This is a genomic window from Brevundimonas sp. SORGH_AS_0993 (assembly GCF_030818545.1).
Taxonomy (GTDB): domain Bacteria; phylum Pseudomonadota; class Alphaproteobacteria; order Caulobacterales; family Caulobacteraceae; genus Brevundimonas.
Genome location: NZ_JAUTAH010000001.1, coordinates 753,758 through 769,014 on the forward strand (window position 1 = coordinate 753,758; position 15,257 = coordinate 769,014).

General features: G+C 67.4%; 18 protein-coding genes. 3 read left to right on the forward strand and 15 right to left on the reverse strand.

Annotated features, from left to right (window positions below; genetic code table 11):
- Window positions 1–47: 47 nt before the first annotated feature.
- Complete coding sequence (recO, locus tag QE389_RS03770; RefSeq protein ID WP_307364756.1) at window positions 48–779, reverse strand: DNA repair protein RecO; 732 nt, start codon at window positions 777–779, stop codon at window positions 48–50.
- Window positions 780–792: 13 nt separating this feature from the next.
- Window positions 793–1,305, reverse strand: coding sequence for a nuclear transport factor 2 family protein (locus QE389_RS03775; RefSeq protein ID WP_307364757.1), 513 nt, complete (start codon window positions 1,303–1,305; stop codon window positions 793–795).
- Between the two features lie 124 nt (window positions 1,306–1,429).
- Here QE389_RS03775 and QE389_RS03780 point away from each other — a divergent pair, with 124 nt between their 5' ends.
- The gene (locus QE389_RS03780) at window positions 1,430–2,941 is read left to right on the forward strand and encodes an acetyl-CoA hydrolase/transferase family protein (protein ID WP_307364758.1); all 1,512 of its coding nucleotides are present in this window, start codon (window positions 1,430–1,432) and stop codon (window positions 2,939–2,941) included.
- A gap of 4 nt (window positions 2,942–2,945) precedes the next feature.
- Here the strand turns inward: QE389_RS03780 and QE389_RS03785 are convergent, their stop codons facing one another.
- The 11 genes from QE389_RS03785 to folK all read right to left on the reverse strand — a co-directional run bounded on the left by QE389_RS03785 (window position 2,946) and on the right by folK (window position 12,657).
- Window positions 2,946–4,190: a serine hydrolase gene (locus QE389_RS03785; protein ID WP_307364759.1), complete on the reverse strand. Its 1,245-nt coding sequence runs from the start codon at window positions 4,188–4,190 to the stop codon at window positions 2,946–2,948.
- A 4-nt stretch (window positions 4,191–4,194) separates the two neighbouring features.
- Window positions 4,195–5,142 (reverse strand): GTPase Era, encoded by a 948-nt coding sequence (gene era / locus QE389_RS03790; RefSeq protein WP_307364760.1) that lies wholly within the window; start codon window positions 5,140–5,142, stop codon window positions 4,195–4,197.
- Window positions 5,139–5,849 (reverse strand): ribonuclease III, encoded by a 711-nt coding sequence (gene rnc / locus QE389_RS03795; protein ID WP_307364761.1) that lies wholly within the window; start codon window positions 5,847–5,849, stop codon window positions 5,139–5,141. The genes era and rnc overlap by 4 nt, the downstream gene beginning before the upstream one ends.
- The gene (gene lepB, locus QE389_RS03800) at window positions 5,849–6,736 is read right to left on the reverse strand and encodes a signal peptidase I (RefSeq protein ID WP_307364762.1); all 888 of its coding nucleotides are present in this window, start codon (window positions 6,734–6,736) and stop codon (window positions 5,849–5,851) included. The genes rnc and lepB overlap by 1 nt, the downstream gene beginning before the upstream one ends.
- A gap of 56 nt (window positions 6,737–6,792) precedes the next feature.
- The gene (gene acpS / locus QE389_RS03805; protein WP_307364763.1) at window positions 6,793–7,194 is read right to left on the reverse strand and encodes a holo-ACP synthase; all 402 of its coding nucleotides are present in this window, start codon (window positions 7,192–7,194) and stop codon (window positions 6,793–6,795) included.
- Window positions 7,191–7,931, reverse strand: a complete 741-nt coding sequence (locus QE389_RS03810) for a pyridoxine 5'-phosphate synthase (protein ID WP_307364764.1) — start codon at window positions 7,929–7,931, stop codon at window positions 7,191–7,193. The genes acpS and QE389_RS03810 overlap by 4 nt, the downstream gene beginning before the upstream one ends.
- Before the next feature lie 24 nt (window positions 7,932–7,955).
- Entirely contained in the window at window positions 7,956–8,540 is a 585-nt protein-coding gene (pyrE, locus tag QE389_RS03815; RefSeq protein ID WP_307364765.1) for an orotate phosphoribosyltransferase, read from the reverse strand.
- A gap of 51 nt (window positions 8,541–8,591) precedes the next feature.
- A complete protein-coding gene (locus QE389_RS03820; RefSeq protein WP_307364766.1) occupies window positions 8,592–9,350 on the reverse strand; it encodes an LOG family protein in 759 nt (252 codons plus the stop codon).
- A complete protein-coding gene (locus QE389_RS03825; protein ID WP_373458335.1) occupies window positions 9,347–11,551 on the reverse strand; it encodes a bifunctional (p)ppGpp synthetase/guanosine-3',5'-bis(diphosphate) 3'-pyrophosphohydrolase in 2,205 nt (734 codons plus the stop codon). Before QE389_RS03825 ends, QE389_RS03820 begins: the two co-directional genes overlap by 4 nt.
- An 86-nt stretch (window positions 11,552–11,637) precedes the next feature.
- The gene (rpoZ, locus tag QE389_RS03830) at window positions 11,638–11,997 is read right to left on the reverse strand and encodes a DNA-directed RNA polymerase subunit omega (RefSeq protein WP_292087126.1); all 360 of its coding nucleotides are present in this window, start codon (window positions 11,995–11,997) and stop codon (window positions 11,638–11,640) included.
- An 84-nt stretch (window positions 11,998–12,081) separates the two neighbouring features.
- Window positions 12,082–12,657, reverse strand: a complete 576-nt coding sequence (folK, locus tag QE389_RS03835) for a 2-amino-4-hydroxy-6-hydroxymethyldihydropteridine diphosphokinase (protein WP_307364767.1) — start codon at window positions 12,655–12,657, stop codon at window positions 12,082–12,084.
- On the opposite strand from folK, the gene QE389_RS03840 reads away from it, so the two are divergent.
- Both QE389_RS03840 and QE389_RS03845 read left to right on the forward strand, forming a co-directional pair.
- Window positions 12,656–13,192, forward strand: a complete 537-nt coding sequence (locus QE389_RS03840; RefSeq protein ID WP_307364768.1) for an NYN domain-containing protein — start codon at window positions 12,656–12,658, stop codon at window positions 13,190–13,192. The genes folK and QE389_RS03840 overlap by 2 nt on opposite strands.
- On the forward strand, window positions 13,189–13,827 hold the full coding sequence (locus QE389_RS03845) for a uracil-DNA glycosylase (RefSeq protein WP_307364769.1): 639 nt from the start codon (window positions 13,189–13,191) through the stop codon (window positions 13,825–13,827). The genes QE389_RS03840 and QE389_RS03845 overlap by 4 nt, the downstream gene beginning before the upstream one ends.
- Before the next feature lie 29 nt (window positions 13,828–13,856).
- Here the strand turns inward: QE389_RS03845 and smpB are convergent, their stop codons facing one another.
- Both smpB and dapA read right to left on the reverse strand, forming a co-directional pair.
- Window positions 13,857–14,327, reverse strand: a complete 471-nt coding sequence (smpB, locus tag QE389_RS03850) for an SsrA-binding protein SmpB (RefSeq protein ID WP_307364770.1) — start codon at window positions 14,325–14,327, stop codon at window positions 13,857–13,859.
- The gene (dapA, locus tag QE389_RS03855) at window positions 14,327–15,211 is read right to left on the reverse strand and encodes a 4-hydroxy-tetrahydrodipicolinate synthase (RefSeq protein WP_307364771.1); all 885 of its coding nucleotides are present in this window, start codon (window positions 15,209–15,211) and stop codon (window positions 14,327–14,329) included. Before dapA ends, smpB begins: the two co-directional genes overlap by 1 nt.
- Between the last annotated feature and the right edge of the window lie 46 nt (window positions 15,212–15,257).

Below are 15,257 nucleotides of genomic sequence, written 5' to 3' on the forward strand. Positions count from 1 at the left end.
CCGCGACGCCGCCGATTGGGGATAAGACGGCGCCGCCTTGGCGTGAGCTAGAGCCGGCCGGCCTCGCCCAGCTTGTCCAGCATCCACACGCGAGCGGGCGGCAGGGACTTGTCCAGCGGATGAAAGACGAACTGTTCCAGGAAATGGCCGGTCAGGTCGAAGCCCGCGCGCACGTCGCCCTCCACCAGCCCCGCCTGGGCGCCCAGCATGAAGGGCGGCAGGCTCAGCATCTTGTCGGCATAGGGGGCGCCCGCCTGGCGGCTGACGGCGCGGCCGGTGCGGGGGCTGACATAGATCAGATCATCGACCCCGCCCGTCGCCGCGCATTTGGTCAGGTCGAGGCCGAAGCCCAGGTCGTCCAGCAGGCCCGCCTCGAACCGCACGAAGATGGCGGGCCAGACCGACGGCAGGGCGAAGGTGGCCATCAGCGCCTCGAACGCCAGGAAGACGCCCGGATGGGGTTCGCGTTCCGGCAGGGCGCCCTGGGCCACGGCGGCGGCGGCGGCCAGGCCGGTCAGGGCCAGGGCGTCGTCGAACAGGGCGCTGGGTCCCTCGCCCATCGGCTCCAGTCGCGCCGCGCCGAGGTGGTCGGAGGTGCGGGCGCGATAGTCGGCGACCACCCGCGCGCCAGGCTGAAGAAAGGGCCGCATCCTGCGCGAGGCGCCGCCCGCCACATAGGCCGCCCGACGGCCATGGCCTTCCGTCAGAAGATCGACGACGGCGCCGGTGTCGCCATGCGCCCGCGCCGACAGGACGAAGGCTTCTTCCTGAAAATCCATGGGGCCGAATCCGTCAGGGGATCGGGGCGGCGATCAGGCCGACGACGGCGCGCGCCTTGTCGTTCGGCACGGCGAAGCTGAGCACATATTGCTCGATTTTCCAGACGCCGTCCGGCCCATGCCGCGACAGGACGCCCGAGCCGCGCAGGGCGCCGTAGGCGTCGTTGTCCAGCAGTTCGTCGAACCAGGCCAAGTCGTCCGAAACGGTCAGCGACCGCTGACGCGGGCGATAGGTCCAGCCCTTGCCCTGGGCGAAGAACGGTTCGGCATAGGCGCGGAACTGCGCCAGCCCCCAGCGCTCGGTATTGTCCGTGCCGATGAACCGGGCGTCGGGCGCGAACTGGTCGAAATAGACGGCCCCGTCCGCGCGCGAAGCCGCGGCGTGCATCCGGTCCAGCGTCGCCGCCGCCCCGTGCGCCGCCCTGCCCCGCGCCGCCGAGTCGGCCTGGACGGAAGCCGGATCGGGCGGCGCGCCGGGCGGCGTGGAGGACTGAAGGGCCAAGGCGGCCAGAAGAGCGAGGATCATGGTGATGTTCTAATCCTGTTCCGCGTTCGGGGGAACGGGTGTCGGCGGGCTGGATCATCGCAACCCCGAAGGTTAAGCCTTCGGAATCGTTCTGGCCCCTCCGGGCCGCTGACCTGGCGTTCCGATGTCCCGCGTGAAAAGCGAAGCCCTGCGCTCCAAGATCATGTCCGCCGAGGATGCGGCCGCCCTGATCCCCGCCGGATCGACCGTCGGTATGAGCGGTTTCACCGGCTCGGGCTATCCCAAGGCGGCGCCGCAGGCGCTGGCCGCGCGAATCGAGGCGGCGCATCAGGCGGGCGATCCGTTCCGTCTGAAGGTCTGGACCGGCGCCTCCACCGGGCCGGAACTGGACGGCGCCCTGGCCAAGGCCGACGGGATCGAGTTCCGTCTGCCCTACAACTCCGACCCGATCGCCCGCGACAAGATCAACAAGGGCCAGATGGAATATCTGGACATGCACCTGAGCCAGGTCGCGCCGATGGCGTGGCAGGGTTTCCTGGGGCCGCTGGACACGGCTCTGGTCGAGGTGTCGGCCGTCAACGCCGACGGCTCATTGGTCCCCTCATCGTCCATCGGCAACAACAAGACCTGGCTGGACCGGGCGGAACAGATCATCCTGGAGGTCAACCGCTGGCAGAACCCGGCGCTGGAGGGGATGCACGACGTCTATTACGGCACGGCCCTGCCGCCTTCGCGCGTGCCGATTCCCCTGACGCGCCCCGATCAGCTGATCGGCCAGCCCGTGTTCCGTTGCGATCCGGCCAAGATCGTCGCCATCGTCGAAACCGACGCGCCGGACCGCAACCTGCCCTTCGCCGCGCCGGACCAGAACGCCCAGGCCATCGCCGGCCACCTGATCGAGTTCCTGAAGCACGAAGTGAAGCTGGGCCGCCTGCCGGCCGCCCTGCTGCCGCTGCAGTCGGGGGTCGGCAATGTGGCCAACGCCGTGCTGGCCGGGCTGCAGGACAGCCCGTTCGAGCGGATGGCCGCCTATACGGAGGTGTTGCAGGACGGGATGCTGGACCTGCTGGATTCCGGCAAGCTGACCGTCGCCTCCGCCACCGCCTTTTCCCTGAGCCCCGAGGCGGCCGACGACCTGAACCGCCGCATGGATCAGTTCCGCGGCAAGATCATCCTGCGCCCGCAGGAAATCTCGAACCACCCGGAGATCATCCGCCGCCTGGGCTGTATCGCCATGAACGGCCTGATCGAAGCCGACATCTACGGCAACGTCAATTCGACCCACGTTATGGGATCGCGCATCCAGAACGGCATAGGCGGCTCGGGCGACTTTGCGCGCAACGCCTACATCTCCTGCTTCGTGACGCCGTCGACGGCCAAGGGCGGGGCCATCTCGGCCATCGTGCCCATGGCCAGCCATGTCGATCACATCACCCAGGATGTCCAGGTCATCGTCACCGAACAGGGGCTGGCGGATCTGCGCGGCCTGTCGCCCAAGCAGCGGGCCAAGGTCATCATCGCCAACTGCGCCCACCCGTCATACCGCGACGCCCTGGCCGACTATCACCAAAGGGCGTTGGCCGGCGCCTATGGGCTGCAGACGCCGCATCTGCTGACCGAGGCGCTGTCGTGGCACCAGCGGTTCGTCGAAACGGGGTCGATGGCGCCGAACTGAACGCTTAGCGGTCCAAGGTGGTCGGGAATGGCCGTCCCAGGGCCTCGGCCATGGCCTGCTGGCTGATCAGGAAGACCTGATCGCGCAGGTGATAATTGTTGGACAGGACGATCACCGTCACCTCCGCATCGGGCTGATAGAGCATCAGGTTGCGAAACCCGCCCCAACTGCCGGTATGATAGATCTGGCGGTCGTGGAAAGCCGGTTGGACCTGTTCGCCCAGGCTGTTGACGAAGACGCCATAGCCCCAGTCGCGCCGTCTGTGCCTCCGTTCGTTGGCCTTCGTGTCGGCGGGCGCATGGTCGGTCAGCATCTGGCGATAGGTGTCGGGCTTCAGAAACCCGCCGTGGTGCAGGGCGCGCTGCCACGCCAACAGGTCGTCCAGGGTCGAATAGACGGCGCCGGCGCCGGCCACGATGGAGGTGTTGGCGTTCGGCTGGGCCGCCAGCCCGCCGGGATAGTTGGCGTAGCCCATGATTGCGCCGTGGTCCGCGCCATCCAGGTCCAGGCCGCTGTTGGTCATGCCCAGGGGCGTGAACAGCGTCTGCTGCATATAGGTTTGGAACGGCTGGCCGCTGGCCTTCTCCACGATGGCGGCGGCCAGGTTGAAGGCGGCGTTGTCGTAACGAATCTCGGTTCCCGGCACGAACTGAAGAGCGAACCGTTTGGAGTCTTCCGTCAGCTCGGCCAGCGTCGCGGGCGTGGTGCGGCGCATGCCCCAGTAAGGCCGCGCCATCAGGTCGGGAATGCCCGAGGTGTGCGACAGCAGGTGATGGATGCGAATCGGCGCCCAGGCGGCCGGGCACGGCTGTATCCATTTGCAGACCGGGTCGTCGACGCCGAGCTTGCCCTCGTCCTGCAAGTGCAAGATGGCCGCGGCCGTAAACTGCTTGGAAATGGAGGCCAGGCGGAAACGCGAGGTCAGCGTCAGAGGCTGGTTCTGCTCGTAGTTCGCCTTGCCATAGACCTGGCGAAACAGGACCTTGTCGCCCTTGGCCACCAGGACGGCCCCCATGAACCGCCCGGCCGCCGCCTCGCGGTCCAGGCGGGCGGCCAGAAGCGGCAGGTCCTGAACGACCTGAACGGGGGGGCGCGACGCGGGCGGGGCCCTGAGGGCGGTCGTGGAGCCATAGGCCGGCGACTTCCAGCGCGCGACGCCGACACCGACCATGATCGCCAGGATCAGACCGCCCAGAAGGGTCAGAAGAAGCCGGGGGACGCCTCCGGCGGTACGCGGTACGACGAACACGGGCTCAGACGTCGTAGTCGAGGCCGAACTGGGCGTAGAGGGCGCGGCTGTCCTGCCACTTCGGATCGACCTTGACGGTCAGGAACAGGTGGACCGGACGACCCAGGATCTCGTTCAGCTCCTCGCGCGCCTTCTGGCCGATCCATTTCAGGGTCTGGCCGCCCTTGCCCAGGACGATGGGCCGCTGGCTCTCGCGCTCGACATAGATGGTCTGTTCGATGCGGGCCGAGCCGTCGGGACGGTCCTCGAAGCTGGTGGTCTCGACCGCCGCCGAATAGGGCAGTTCCTCATGGACGCGCAGATAGACCTTCTCGCGCGTGATCTCGGCGGCCAGCACCCGAACCGGCACGTCGGCGGCCTGGTCCTCTGGATAAAGCCACGGCCCCGGGGGCATGGAGCGGGCCAGACGTTGCTTCAGATCGTCCACCCCGTCGCCGTTGGCGGCCGAGATCATATAGACCTCGTCATAGACGCCGCTCTCGAACAGCCTCTGCGACAGGGCCAGCAGGGTGTCGCGGCGCATGCCGTCGATCTTGTTCAGGGCCAGGATGACCTTGGTTCCCGTGGCCTGAAGATTGGCGATGATGGTCTCTGTGTCCTCGGCAGAGCGACGGTCGGCGGCCGTGCCGTCACGACCCTCGGCGTCGATGTGGGACTGGGCGTCGATCAGATGGACCACCACGTCGGCGTCCTCGGCCCCGCCCCATGCAGAGGCGACCATGGCCCGGTCCAGACGCCGGCGCGGGGTGAAGATGCCGGGCGTGTCCACCAGAACGATCTGGGCGTCGCCCTCCATGGCGATGCCGCGCACGGGAAAGCGCGTGGTCTGGACCTTCTGCGTGACGATGGAGACCTTGGACCCGGTCAACCGGTTCACCAGCGTGGACTTGCCGGCGTTCGGCGCGCCGATGATGGCGGCGAACCCCGCCCGCTGGTTTTCGATCTCGGTCAAATCACGCCTTCTCTTTTCAACAGGGCCGTAGCCGCGGCCTTCTCAGCCTCCTGACGCGAACGGCCCTGCGCGGTCAAGGGCTCGACATCCTGGACGCTCACCTCGACGGTGAAGGTGGGGGCATGATCCGAACCCGTCCGATCCGCCACGCGATAGGTCGGCAAGGGTCGCCCCTGCCCCTGCGCCCATTCCTGGAGCGCGGACTTTGGATTGGTCACGGCCCGCGACGGCGGTGCTTTCAGCTCGTCGGCCCAGGCGCGATCAAAGACGGCGCGCGCCGCCTCCAGTCCGCCGTCCAGATAGACGGCCGCCAGGATCGCCTCCACCGCGTCGGCGATGACCCCGGCCTTGCGACGACCGCCGGTCTTGGTCTCTCCGGGCGAAAGCCTGAGGGCCGGGCCGACGCCGAGCGCATCGCCCACGCGGGCGCAGGCGCCCTTGTCGACCAGAGCATGCAAGCTGGACGACAGCTCGCCCTCGTCGGCGCTGGGATACTGGCGCGACAGACGGTCGGCCACCAGCAGGCCCAGGACCCGGTCGCCCAGGAACTCCAGCCGCTCGTTGTCGCGGGGACCATGGACGCCGGCGGGCGCGCCCTCCCCCACGCTGGCGTGGGTCAGGGCGCGTTCCAGAAGCGCCTTGTCGCGGAAGGCATGGCCCAGACGCGCCTCAAGCGCCGCGACCGCTTCGGCGCGCAGGTTGGCCATCAATGCAGGACGTTGAAGAACCGGTTCAGGCGCACATTGAACCAGCTGACCGGGTTCCACAGCGAAGAGCCGGGCTTCCACGAGAACAGGATGATCTGCGCCTTGCCGACCAGGTTCTCGGCCGGGACCATGCCCACGCCGCTGGACTGTTCGACGCGGCTGTCGATCGAGTTGTCGCGGTTGTCGCCCATCATGAAGTAGTGGCCGACCGGCACCTCATAGACCGGGGTGTCGTCCAGGTCGTTACCGGGGCCGAAGTCCTGGGTCATGAAGCTCTTGCCCTCGGGCAGGGTCTCGCGGACCTCGGACACCGGGCGCGGGCCGAAGATGTCCTCGATCTCGCGGCGGCTGACCAGCACGTCCTGAACGGGCCTGTCGTTGATGTAGAGCTTGTTCGCGATCATCTGAACGCGGTCGCCCGGCAGGCCGATCACGCGCTTGATGAAGTCGGTCTTGTTGTCGCGCGGCAGCTTGAACACCACGATGTCGCCCCGCTTGGGCGCCGAGCCCAGGATGCGGCCATCGAACAGCGGCGGGCTGAAGGGGATCGAGTGTTTCGAGAAGCCGTAGGACCATTTGGTCACGACGATGTAATCGCCCTCGTACAGATTGGGTTCCATCGAGGCCGACGGGATGGTGAAGGGCTGGAACAGAAATATCCGCAGCACCATGGCGATCAGCAGGGCGAAGACGATGGTCTTGAAGATCTCGCCCGTTTCGCTGGCGGCCGACTTGGCGGCGCTCTTGGGCGTCTTGGCGTAGATCGTCTGATCGGCCGTGGTCGGCTCGCGCACCGCCGATACAGGAGAATCGGCTTCCGAAGCGGCGAAACGCTCTTCCGGGGTGACGTCGCGGTCGGCGTCGTCAGGCTTTTGGTCTTCGCTCATGCGATCAGGCATCCCTTGCCGCGTGTTCGCGGTCGTCGCGCACGCCTATAACCTGATTACGACACCGGCAAGGCTTCGATCACCACGAAGGCGAGCGCATAGGGATGTTCGTCGCTGAGGGTCAGGTGAATTCTCGCCTCGTGGCCGGGCGGCGTCAGGCGGGCCAGGTGTTCGGCGGCATGGCCGGTCAACGCCAGGGTCGGCTGGCCCGAGGGAAGATTCACCACCCCCATGTCGCGCCAATAGACATCGGCCCGCATGCCGGTGCCCAGGGCCTTGGCGCAGGCTTCCTTGGCGGCGAACCGTTTGGCGTAGCTCCAGGCCGGGTCGGGCTTTCGGTCCGAGCGCCGCCGCTCCAACTCGGTGAAGCAGCGCGACTTGAACCGCTCGCCGAACCGATCCAGCGATGCCTGGATGCGGCGGATGTCGGACAGGTCCGCCCCGATCCCGACGATCATGACGCCTGATCCATGGCCGCCCGCATCCGCCGAATGGCGGCGTCCAGGCCGATGAAGATCGATTCGCCGATCAGGAAATGGCCGATGTTCAGTTCGCGCACTTCACGGATGGCCAGCATCCTCGGCGCCGTGTCGTAGTCCAGACCGTGACCGGCGTGGACCTCCAGGCCCAGAATGTCGGCCTGGGCGGCGGCGGCGGCCAGGCGTTCGAACTCCACCTCCCGCTCGGCCGGATCGCCAAGATGACAGTAACGGCCGGTATGGAACTCCACCACCTGGGCGCCGACGGCGGCGGCGGCCTCCACCTGGGCTTCGGACGGTTCGACGAACAGGCTGACGCGCACGCCCGCGTCCGTCAGGGCCTTTACGACAGGCGCGATTCGGCCCTCATGCCCGGCGACGGCCAGGCCGCCCTCGGTCGTCACCTCTTCGCGGCGCTCCGGAACCAGGCAGGCGGCGTGGGGACGATGGCGCAGGGCGATGGCCAGCATCTCGTCCGTGACCGCCATCTCCAGGTTCAAAGGCTTGCCGGCCCCGCGGCACAGGGCCGTCAGGACGTCGATGTCCGCATCGGTGATATGGCGGCGATCCTCGCGCAGGTGGGCGGTGATGCCGTCAGCGCCGGCCGCCAGGGCCGCCTCGGCCGCGCGGGCCGGATCGGGATGGATGCCGCCGCGCGCGTTCCGAACCGTGGCGACGTGGTCGATATTCACGCCAAGGCGAACGCGCTGGGTCATATCAGCTCCCGCAGACAGAAAGGTTCACTTCGACAGCCGCCGGCTGCCGGGATCCTCGACCGGCAAGGCCGCCAGTTCGGGCGGCAGGGCGTCGGCCGGATAGGCCGGCACCGACAGGGACGCCAGGGCGATCAGGGGCACGCCCACGTCGGCCTGGCCGCCCGAACGATCGACGATACAGGCCGCCGCGATCACCTCGCCGCCCGCCGCCTGGATGGCGGCGATGCATTCGCGCGAGGACAGGCCGGTGGTGACGATGTCCTCGACCATCACGACCTTTTCGCCCGGCTCGACCGAGAAGCCGCGACGCAGCTTGAACCGACCGGCCTCGCGCTCGACGTACATCGACCGGACCTTCAGGTGTTTGGCGGTCTCGTAGCCGGGGATGATGCCCCCCACCGCCGGAGAGATGGCGACATCGACCGGGCCGACGGCGGCTGTGATCTTCTCGGCCAGGGCCTTGCACAGGCGCTCGCAACGGGCGCCGTCCATGAAGACCAGGTTCTTCTGCAGGAAGACCGGGCTGTGCAGGCCGGAGGACAGGACGAAATGGCCTTCGCGCAGGGCGCCGGCGTCGCGGAATTCGTTGAGGACGTCTTCGGTGTTCATGAACGCCGTCCTTAGACCCTGGACGCGCCGGATTGAACCCTGGACGCAGCCCTATTCGATGTTTTCGTTGGGCCGCAGGCCACGCTTAAGCAGTTCGGCCCAGACGCCCTCCGCATCCTCGGCGAAACCGATCAGGTCCAGATCGGAAGGCGCGATCATGCCGTATTCGACCAGGGCGTCAAAACCGATCACCGAGGTCCAATAGGTCTTGTCCACCAGGATGATGGGAACCGGCGGCGCCTTGTCCGTCTGGCGCAGCGTCAGCAGCTCGAACATTTCGTCGAAGGTGCCGAACCCGCCGGGAAAGACCACCAGGGCGTTGGCCCGCATCGCCAGATGCATCTTACGCATGGCGAAGTAGTGAAAGCGGAACGTCAGTTCGGGCGTCGAATAGGCGTTGGGCTCCTGCTCGTGCGGCAGGGTGATGTTGAAGCCGATGGAGGGTGCGCCGACATCGGTGGCGCCGCGATTGGCCGCCTCCATGATTCCGGGGCCGCCGCCGGTGGCGATGACATTGTCGCGCGGTTCGCCGACACGCCCCCGCAGCGCCCCGCCCCGCTCCGACGCCAGCCGTCCGAAGGCGCGGGCCTGGTCGTACCAGGGCTGGCCTTCGCGGATGCGGGCGCTGCCGAACACCACGATGGTGGAGCGCACGCCCCAGGCGCGCAGGGCCTCTTCCGGCTTGGCGTATTCCATCAGGAAGCGCACGCCGCGCATCGAATCGCCTAGCATGAAGTCCTGGTCCATCGCCGCCATGCGATAGGAGGGCGAAGCCATCTGGGGCCCGTTCGGCTTCGGCTCGTCCGTCATTCGCCGCGCGCGCGCTCGACCGAATCGACCGACGGATTGGCCCGCAGCGCAGCGATGATGGTGGTCGCGTGCTTGGCGTCCTCGACCTCGACGTCCACATCCACGTCGAAGAAGTCCTGCTGGCGGTGGGCCATGGTCATGTTGATGATGTTGCCGCCCGCCTCGCCGATCAGGGTCGTGACCTGGCCCAGCACGCCCGGCGCATTGCGGATGGTGGCGCGGATGCGGGCGGCGGCCACGGCGTCCGTCTCGGCCTGGGGCGTCCATTGCAGATCGTGCCAGACCGAGTCGTCGTCGGCGAAATCGGCCAGGGTCTGACAGTCGATGGTGTGGACGGTCAGTCCCGTTTCCGGTTCCAGGATACCGACGATGCGATCTCCCGGAACCGGGGTGCAACACTGGCCGAAGTGGACCGAGACGCCGGGTGTCAGTCCGCCGCCGCGTACGAACAGGCGGGCCGTGCCGCCCTCGATCCGCTGTTTCTCCGGCCCGGCCTTCAGACGGCCCTGCAGGGCGGGGAACAGGGTTTCGGCGACCGTCGTGGGCGACAGGCGGCCCCGACCCAGTTCCTCAAACACATCGTCGTCGCTGGTGACGGCCAGGGTTTCCAGAACGGGCTTCAGCGACACCTCGGACAGGGTCTTCTCCACCCGCGTCAGGGTCTGCTGCAGGGCCGCGCGGCCCAGCTTGACGAACTCTTCGCGTTCCGACGTGCGAATGTGGCGGCGGATGGCCGAGCGGGCGCGGCCAGTGACGGTCAGGCTGCGCCAGTCGGCGGGAACCTCGCGCTTGGCGCCGCGAACGACCTCGACCACGTCGCCGTTCTGCAAAGGCGTCCGCATCGGCTTCAACTCGCCGTTGATCTTGACCCCGACCGCCGTGTCCCCGACCTCGGTATGGACGGCGTAGGCGAAGTCCAGCGGCATCCCCCCGCGCGGCAGGGTCACGAGCTTGCCCTTGGGCGTGAAGACGAAGACCTGATCCAGGTACATCTCCAGCTTGGCGTGTTCGACCCAGTCCTCGCCGCCCTCGCCGTGTTCGATCACCTGAACCAGATGACGCAGGTTCTGCAACGGGTCGCGGCCCCCGCCCTTCTCCATCGCCTCGCGGTCGAAGCCATAGGACTGGTTCTTGTAGCGCCAGTGGGCGGCCACACCGTCCTCGGCCACCCGATCCATCGCCTCCGTGCGGATCTGCATCTCGATGCGCAGGCCGCGCGGGCCGACGACCGTGGTGTGCAGCGAGCGGTAGTTGTTCGACTTGGGCGTCGAGATGAAGTCCTTGAACCGCTCGGGCACCATCGGCCATTCGCGGTGAATGACGCCCAGGGCGCGGTAGCAGTCGTCCTCCGCCTCCAGGATCACGCGAAAGCCGTAGATGTCCGACAGCGAGGAGAACCCCACCGACTTCCGCTGCAGCTTGCGCCAGATGGAATACGGCGTCTTCTGCCGGCCGAAGACGCGGGCGCGCACGCCGGCTTCGGACAGGACGCGCTCGACCTCGCCCGCCACGCCCTCGATGGCCTGGCCATGCTCCAGCTTCAACGCCTCCAGCCGCCGCTCGATGGCGGTCTTGGCCGTGGGGTTCAGGTGGGTGAAGGCCAGTTCCTCCAGCTCGGAGGCGATGGAATGTATGCCGATGGAACGACCCAGCGGCGCATAGACCTCCAGCGTCTCGCGGCTGATCCGCTCGCGCTTCTCGGGCTTCACATACTGAAGCGTGCGCATGTTGTGCAGACGGTCGGCCAGCTTGACCAACAACACCCGCACGTCCCGGCTGATGGCCAGGATGAATTTGCGCAGATTCTCGGCCTGGCGCGTATGTTCGGCCTGGAGCTCCAGCCGCGACAGCTTGGTCACGCCTTCGACCAGGACGGCGATCTCCTCGCCAAACATCCCGGCGATGTCGTCCCGGGTGGCCGAGGTGTCCTCCACCACGTCGTGCAGCAGGGCGGTGACGATGGTGGCCGTGTCCAGCTTGTAGTCGGTCAAGATGCCGGCGACCTGGATCGGATGGGCGAAATAGGGATCGCCCGAGGCCCGCAACTGCGAGCCGTGCATCTTCATCGCATAGACATAGGCGCGGTTCAGCAGCGCCTCGTCTGCGGTCGGGTCATAAGCCTTGACCGCCTCGATCAGTTCGAACTGACGCAGGATGGGCGCGCGTTTAGGCGCGACGGCGTCATCCGCCGCCGCCTTCAGGTCCGGCTTTGTTGCAGTCCGGGGGGCCGGCGGAACCGCGTCGGTCCGCGCCGGCAGAATAGTGACGCCTGGGGCCCCCTCGGGAGTCAGTAGCGCTCCTCCTGGCCGCCGTCGCGGTCGCTTTGCAGCGCGCGGATCAGTTCGGCTTCGGCCATGTTCATGTGCTGCGGCTCGGCCAGCAGGGCCACGACCTCGGCCTCGTCCTCGGCCTCGGTGCGCTCATCGACGCGCTGCAGGGTAGTGATGATGGTCTCGCGCAGTTCGTCCGGAACGACCGTGTCCTCGGCGATTTCGCGCAGGGCGACGACCGGATTCTTGTCGTTGTCGCGGTCCAGCGTCAGGGCGGCGCCGTTGGCGATGCTGCGGGCGCGGTGTCCGGCCAGCAGAACCAGGCCGAAGCGGTTCGGAACCTTCTCGATACAGTCTTCGACGGTGACGCGGGCCATGAAATTCCTCGAACGCGGGGGAGAACCGCGTCAAATACAGATGGAGACTAAGTTTTGCAACGCCACAGGGGCGGAAGTTAGGCGTCACACCGGATGGGCGTCACGCCCGACCGCCGCCGTGGCGGCCAGGTCTGCGGCGCGGCCGCCGTGGGGATGGCGCCAATCCGGCAGGATTTCCGCCAGCGGCCCCATGACGAACTTGCGCTCGGCCGCGCGCGGATGCGGCAGGATCAACCCCTCCAGATCGCCGCTCAGCCGCCCATAGGCGACCAGGTCCAGGTCCAGGGTGCGCGGGGCGTTGCGAACGGACCGCTGGCGGCCGAAGGCGTCCTCGATGCGGCCCAGGGCCGCCATCAGGGCGTGGGGATCGTGATCGGTGCGGACCAGGGCCACGCCGTTCAGGAAGGGCGGATCCTGCGGGTCCGGCCAGGCCAGGGACGACCACCAGGACGACCGGGCCAGAACGTCGACCCCCTCGCTGCGGAAACGGGCGACCGCCGCCTCCAGCGCCTCGCGGCAGGATGACCAGGCCCCCTTGTCATTGCAGCCCAGGGCCACGATGACAGCCTGGTCCAGATCGACAGGCGCATCGATTCCCGATTGGGAGGCGTCGGCCGGTCGGACGCCATTTCGATCATTCCTTTTTGCGGTCTCGACCATGTTTCATCCCCCCGACCGGCTGGCGATCTTCATCGACGGCTCCAACCTCTATTCCGCCGCGCGCGCGTTGCAGCACGACATGGATTTCCGCCGGATGCTGGACTGGTTCCGCAGCCGGTCCCTGCTGACACGGGCCTATTATTACACGGCCATCGTCGAGGGCGAAGAATTCTCGCCGGTGAAGCCCCTGGTCGACTGGCTGGACTACAACGGCTTTTCGGTCGTGACCAAGCCGGTCAAGCGGTTCATGGACGGGGCGGGCCACAGCCGGATCAAGGGCAATATGGACATCGAGATCGCGGTGGACATGCTGGAGTTGGCCCCGCACATCGACCATGCCGTCCTGTTTTCCGGCGACGGCGATTTCCGCCGCGTGGTGCAGGCGGTTCAGGCCAAGGGGGTGCGGGTCACGGTGATTTCGACCCAGAAGACCCAGCCGCCGCACATCGCCGACGAATTGCGCCGCCAGGCCGACGCCTTCCTGGACCTGAACGACCTTATGGCCGACTTCGGCCGCCCGAAGGCCGCGCAATGAACCTGACGCCCGAGCCGCCCCGCGACTGCCCGCTGTGCCCGCGCCTGGTCGAGTATCGGCGAGAGAACGCGCGCCAGAACCCCGACTGGTGGAACGGCCCGGCCGCCTCTTTCGGTGATCCGGACGCGCGGCTGTTGATCGCGGGTCTTGCGCCGGGACGCACCGGCGCCAATCGCACCGGGCGCCCCTTCACCGGCGACCATGCGGGGTGGCTGCTGTACGACACCCTGAGGAAGGCCGGGTTCGCCCGGGGAACCTATGATCCGAACGGGCAGGACGACTTGACCCTGATCGATTGCATGATCACCAACGCCGTGCGCTGCGCCCCACCGGGCAACAAGCCGCTGCCGATCGAGGAGACGACCTGCCGCCCCTTCCTGATCGACCGGCTGAAGCTGCTGCCGAACCTGAAGGTGATCGTGACCCTGGGCGACGTGTCCCGCCGCAACATACTGAAAGCCTTCGGACGGCCGGCGTCCGCCATGCCGGCCGGGCATGGGGCGGAGGGCGAAGCCGGAAGCTATGTCATCCTGAACAGCTATCACTGCTCGCGGCTGAACACGAACACCGGCCGCCTTACGCCCGAGATGTTCGAGGCGGTGTTCGCGCGGGCGCGGACGCTGATCGACGCCTGACGCCGCCGCCCCTAATCAGCCGTCCCTTATCAGCCCTTGTCGCGCAGCAGCCGGGCCTTGTCGCGCTGCCAGTCCCGCTCCGCCGAGGCTTCGCGCTTGTCGTGCAGCTTCTTGCCCTTGGCCATGGCGATCTCGATCTTCGCCTTGCCCGCCTCGTTCAGATACAGGCGCACGGGGATGATGGTCTGGCCGTCTCGCTGGACCGCGCCGATCATACGGTCGATCTGCTTTCTGTGCAGCAGCAGGCGGCGCGGGCGGCGCGGTTCGTGGTTGAAGCGGTTGGCCTGTTTGTACGGCGGGATGTCGGCGTTGATCAGGACCAGGTCGCGCCCCTCGGGCGACACATAGCTTTCGGCGATATTGGCCCGCCCGTCGCGCAGGGCCTTGATCTCGGTGCCCAGCAACTGGATGCCGGCCTCGACGAAATCCTCCAGGAAATAGTCGAACCTGGCCCGACGATTCTCCGCAATCACCTTGGTCTTTGGTTTTTCGGACGCCATCAGCCCACGCCCGCATCCGCCATCGCGCTGTCGATCAGCGGCTTGACCGCCTCCGACGTCGGCGACAGCGGCAGGCGGGCCTCTTCCGCGCATAGGCCCAGCTTGGCCAGGGCGTATTTGGTCGGCGCCGGCGAATTGTCCAGAAACAGGGCCTTGGACAGGCCGATCAACCGATCCTGCCAATCGCGCGCAGCGGCGTAGTCGCCGGCCTGGGCCGCATTGTGAAGGGCCACCATGGCCTCGGGCGCGACATTGGAGGCCACAGAGATCAAGCCCACGCCGCCGCAGGCGTGATAGCCCAGATAGCTGGAATCATCGCCCGAGATCAGGTCGAACTGGCCGCCGATATTGGCCCGCATCCAGGCGACGCGGCCCATGTCGCCGGTCGCGTCCTTGATGCCGACGATGTTCGGATGGGCGGCCAGGCGCGCCACCGTCTCATTGGCCAGGTCGGACCCCGTCCGTCCCGGCACATTGTAGAGCAGGATCGGCAGTTGGACGGCGTCGGCCACGGTCTCGAAATGCGCCGCCATGCCGGCTTGGGACGGCCGGATATAATAGGGGGTGACGATCAGCGCCCCATCGGCGCCCACCGCCTTGGCGTGGCGCGTCAGGTCGATGGCTTCCTTGGTGTAGGGCGAACCCGTGCCGGCGATGACGCGGACACGGCCCGCCGTCAGGCGCACGCACAGCTCGATGACATGTTTGTGCTCGTCCAGATCCATGCTGGCGCCCTCGCCCGTCGTGCCCATCGGGACGACGCCGTGAACCCCTGCGGCGATCTGACGCTCAAGCAGTTTGGCGAATGCGGCTTCGTCCACGTTTCCGTCACGAAGTGGTGTGATCAGGGCGGTGATCACGCCCTTGAACAAGGGGGCGGTCATGAGACTAACTTGGGCCTGCGTGGGAGGGACGACGGACGATTGTCCC

What these genes read in the sequence shown, in the direction of transcription:
- QE389_RS03780 (WP_307364758.1), top strand. Translation starts at nt 1,430, where the DNA reads ATGTCCCGCGTGAAAAGCGAAGCCCTGCGCTCCAAGATCATGTCCGCC.
- smpB (WP_307364770.1), bottom strand. Translation starts at nt 14,327, where the DNA reads ATGGCGTCCGAAAAACCAAAGACCAAGGTGATTGCGGAGAATCGTCGG.
- QE389_RS03845 (WP_307364769.1), top strand. Translation starts at nt 13,189, where the DNA reads ATGAACCTGACGCCCGAGCCGCCCCGCGACTGCCCGCTGTGCCCGCGC.
- folK (WP_307364767.1), bottom strand. Translation starts at nt 12,657, where the DNA reads ATGGTCGAGACCGCAAAAAGGAATGATCGAAATGGCGTCCGACCGGCC.
- rpoZ (WP_292087126.1), bottom strand. Translation starts at nt 11,997, where the DNA reads ATGGCCCGCGTCACCGTCGAAGACTGTATCGAGAAGGTTCCGAACCGC.
- pyrE (WP_307364765.1), bottom strand. Translation starts at nt 8,540, where the DNA reads ATGAACACCGAAGACGTCCTCAACGAATTCCGCGACGCCGGCGCCCTG.
- QE389_RS03810 (WP_307364764.1), bottom strand. Translation starts at nt 7,931, where the DNA reads ATGACCCAGCGCGTTCGCCTTGGCGTGAATATCGACCACGTCGCCACG.
- rnc (WP_307364761.1), bottom strand. Translation starts at nt 5,849, where the DNA reads ATGGCCAACCTGCGCGCCGAAGCGGTCGCGGCGCTTGAGGCGCGTCTG.
- QE389_RS03820 (WP_307364766.1), bottom strand. Translation starts at nt 9,350, where the DNA reads ATGACGGACGAGCCGAAGCCGAACGGGCCCCAGATGGCTTCGCCCTCC.
- dapA (WP_307364771.1), bottom strand. Translation starts at nt 15,211, where the DNA reads ATGACCGCCCCCTTGTTCAAGGGCGTGATCACCGCCCTGATCACACCA.
- QE389_RS03775 (WP_307364757.1), bottom strand. Translation starts at nt 1,305, where the DNA reads ATGATCCTCGCTCTTCTGGCCGCCTTGGCCCTTCAGTCCTCCACGCCG.
- recO (WP_307364756.1), bottom strand. Translation starts at nt 779, where the DNA reads ATGGATTTTCAGGAAGAAGCCTTCGTCCTGTCGGCGCGGGCGCATGGC.
- lepB (WP_307364762.1), bottom strand. Translation starts at nt 6,736, where the DNA reads ATGAGCGAAGACCAAAAGCCTGACGACGCCGACCGCGACGTCACCCCG.
- QE389_RS03840 (WP_307364768.1), top strand. Translation starts at nt 12,656, where the DNA reads ATGTTTCATCCCCCCGACCGGCTGGCGATCTTCATCGACGGCTCCAAC.
- acpS (WP_307364763.1), bottom strand. Translation starts at nt 7,194, where the DNA reads ATGATCGTCGGGATCGGGGCGGACCTGTCCGACATCCGCCGCATCCAG.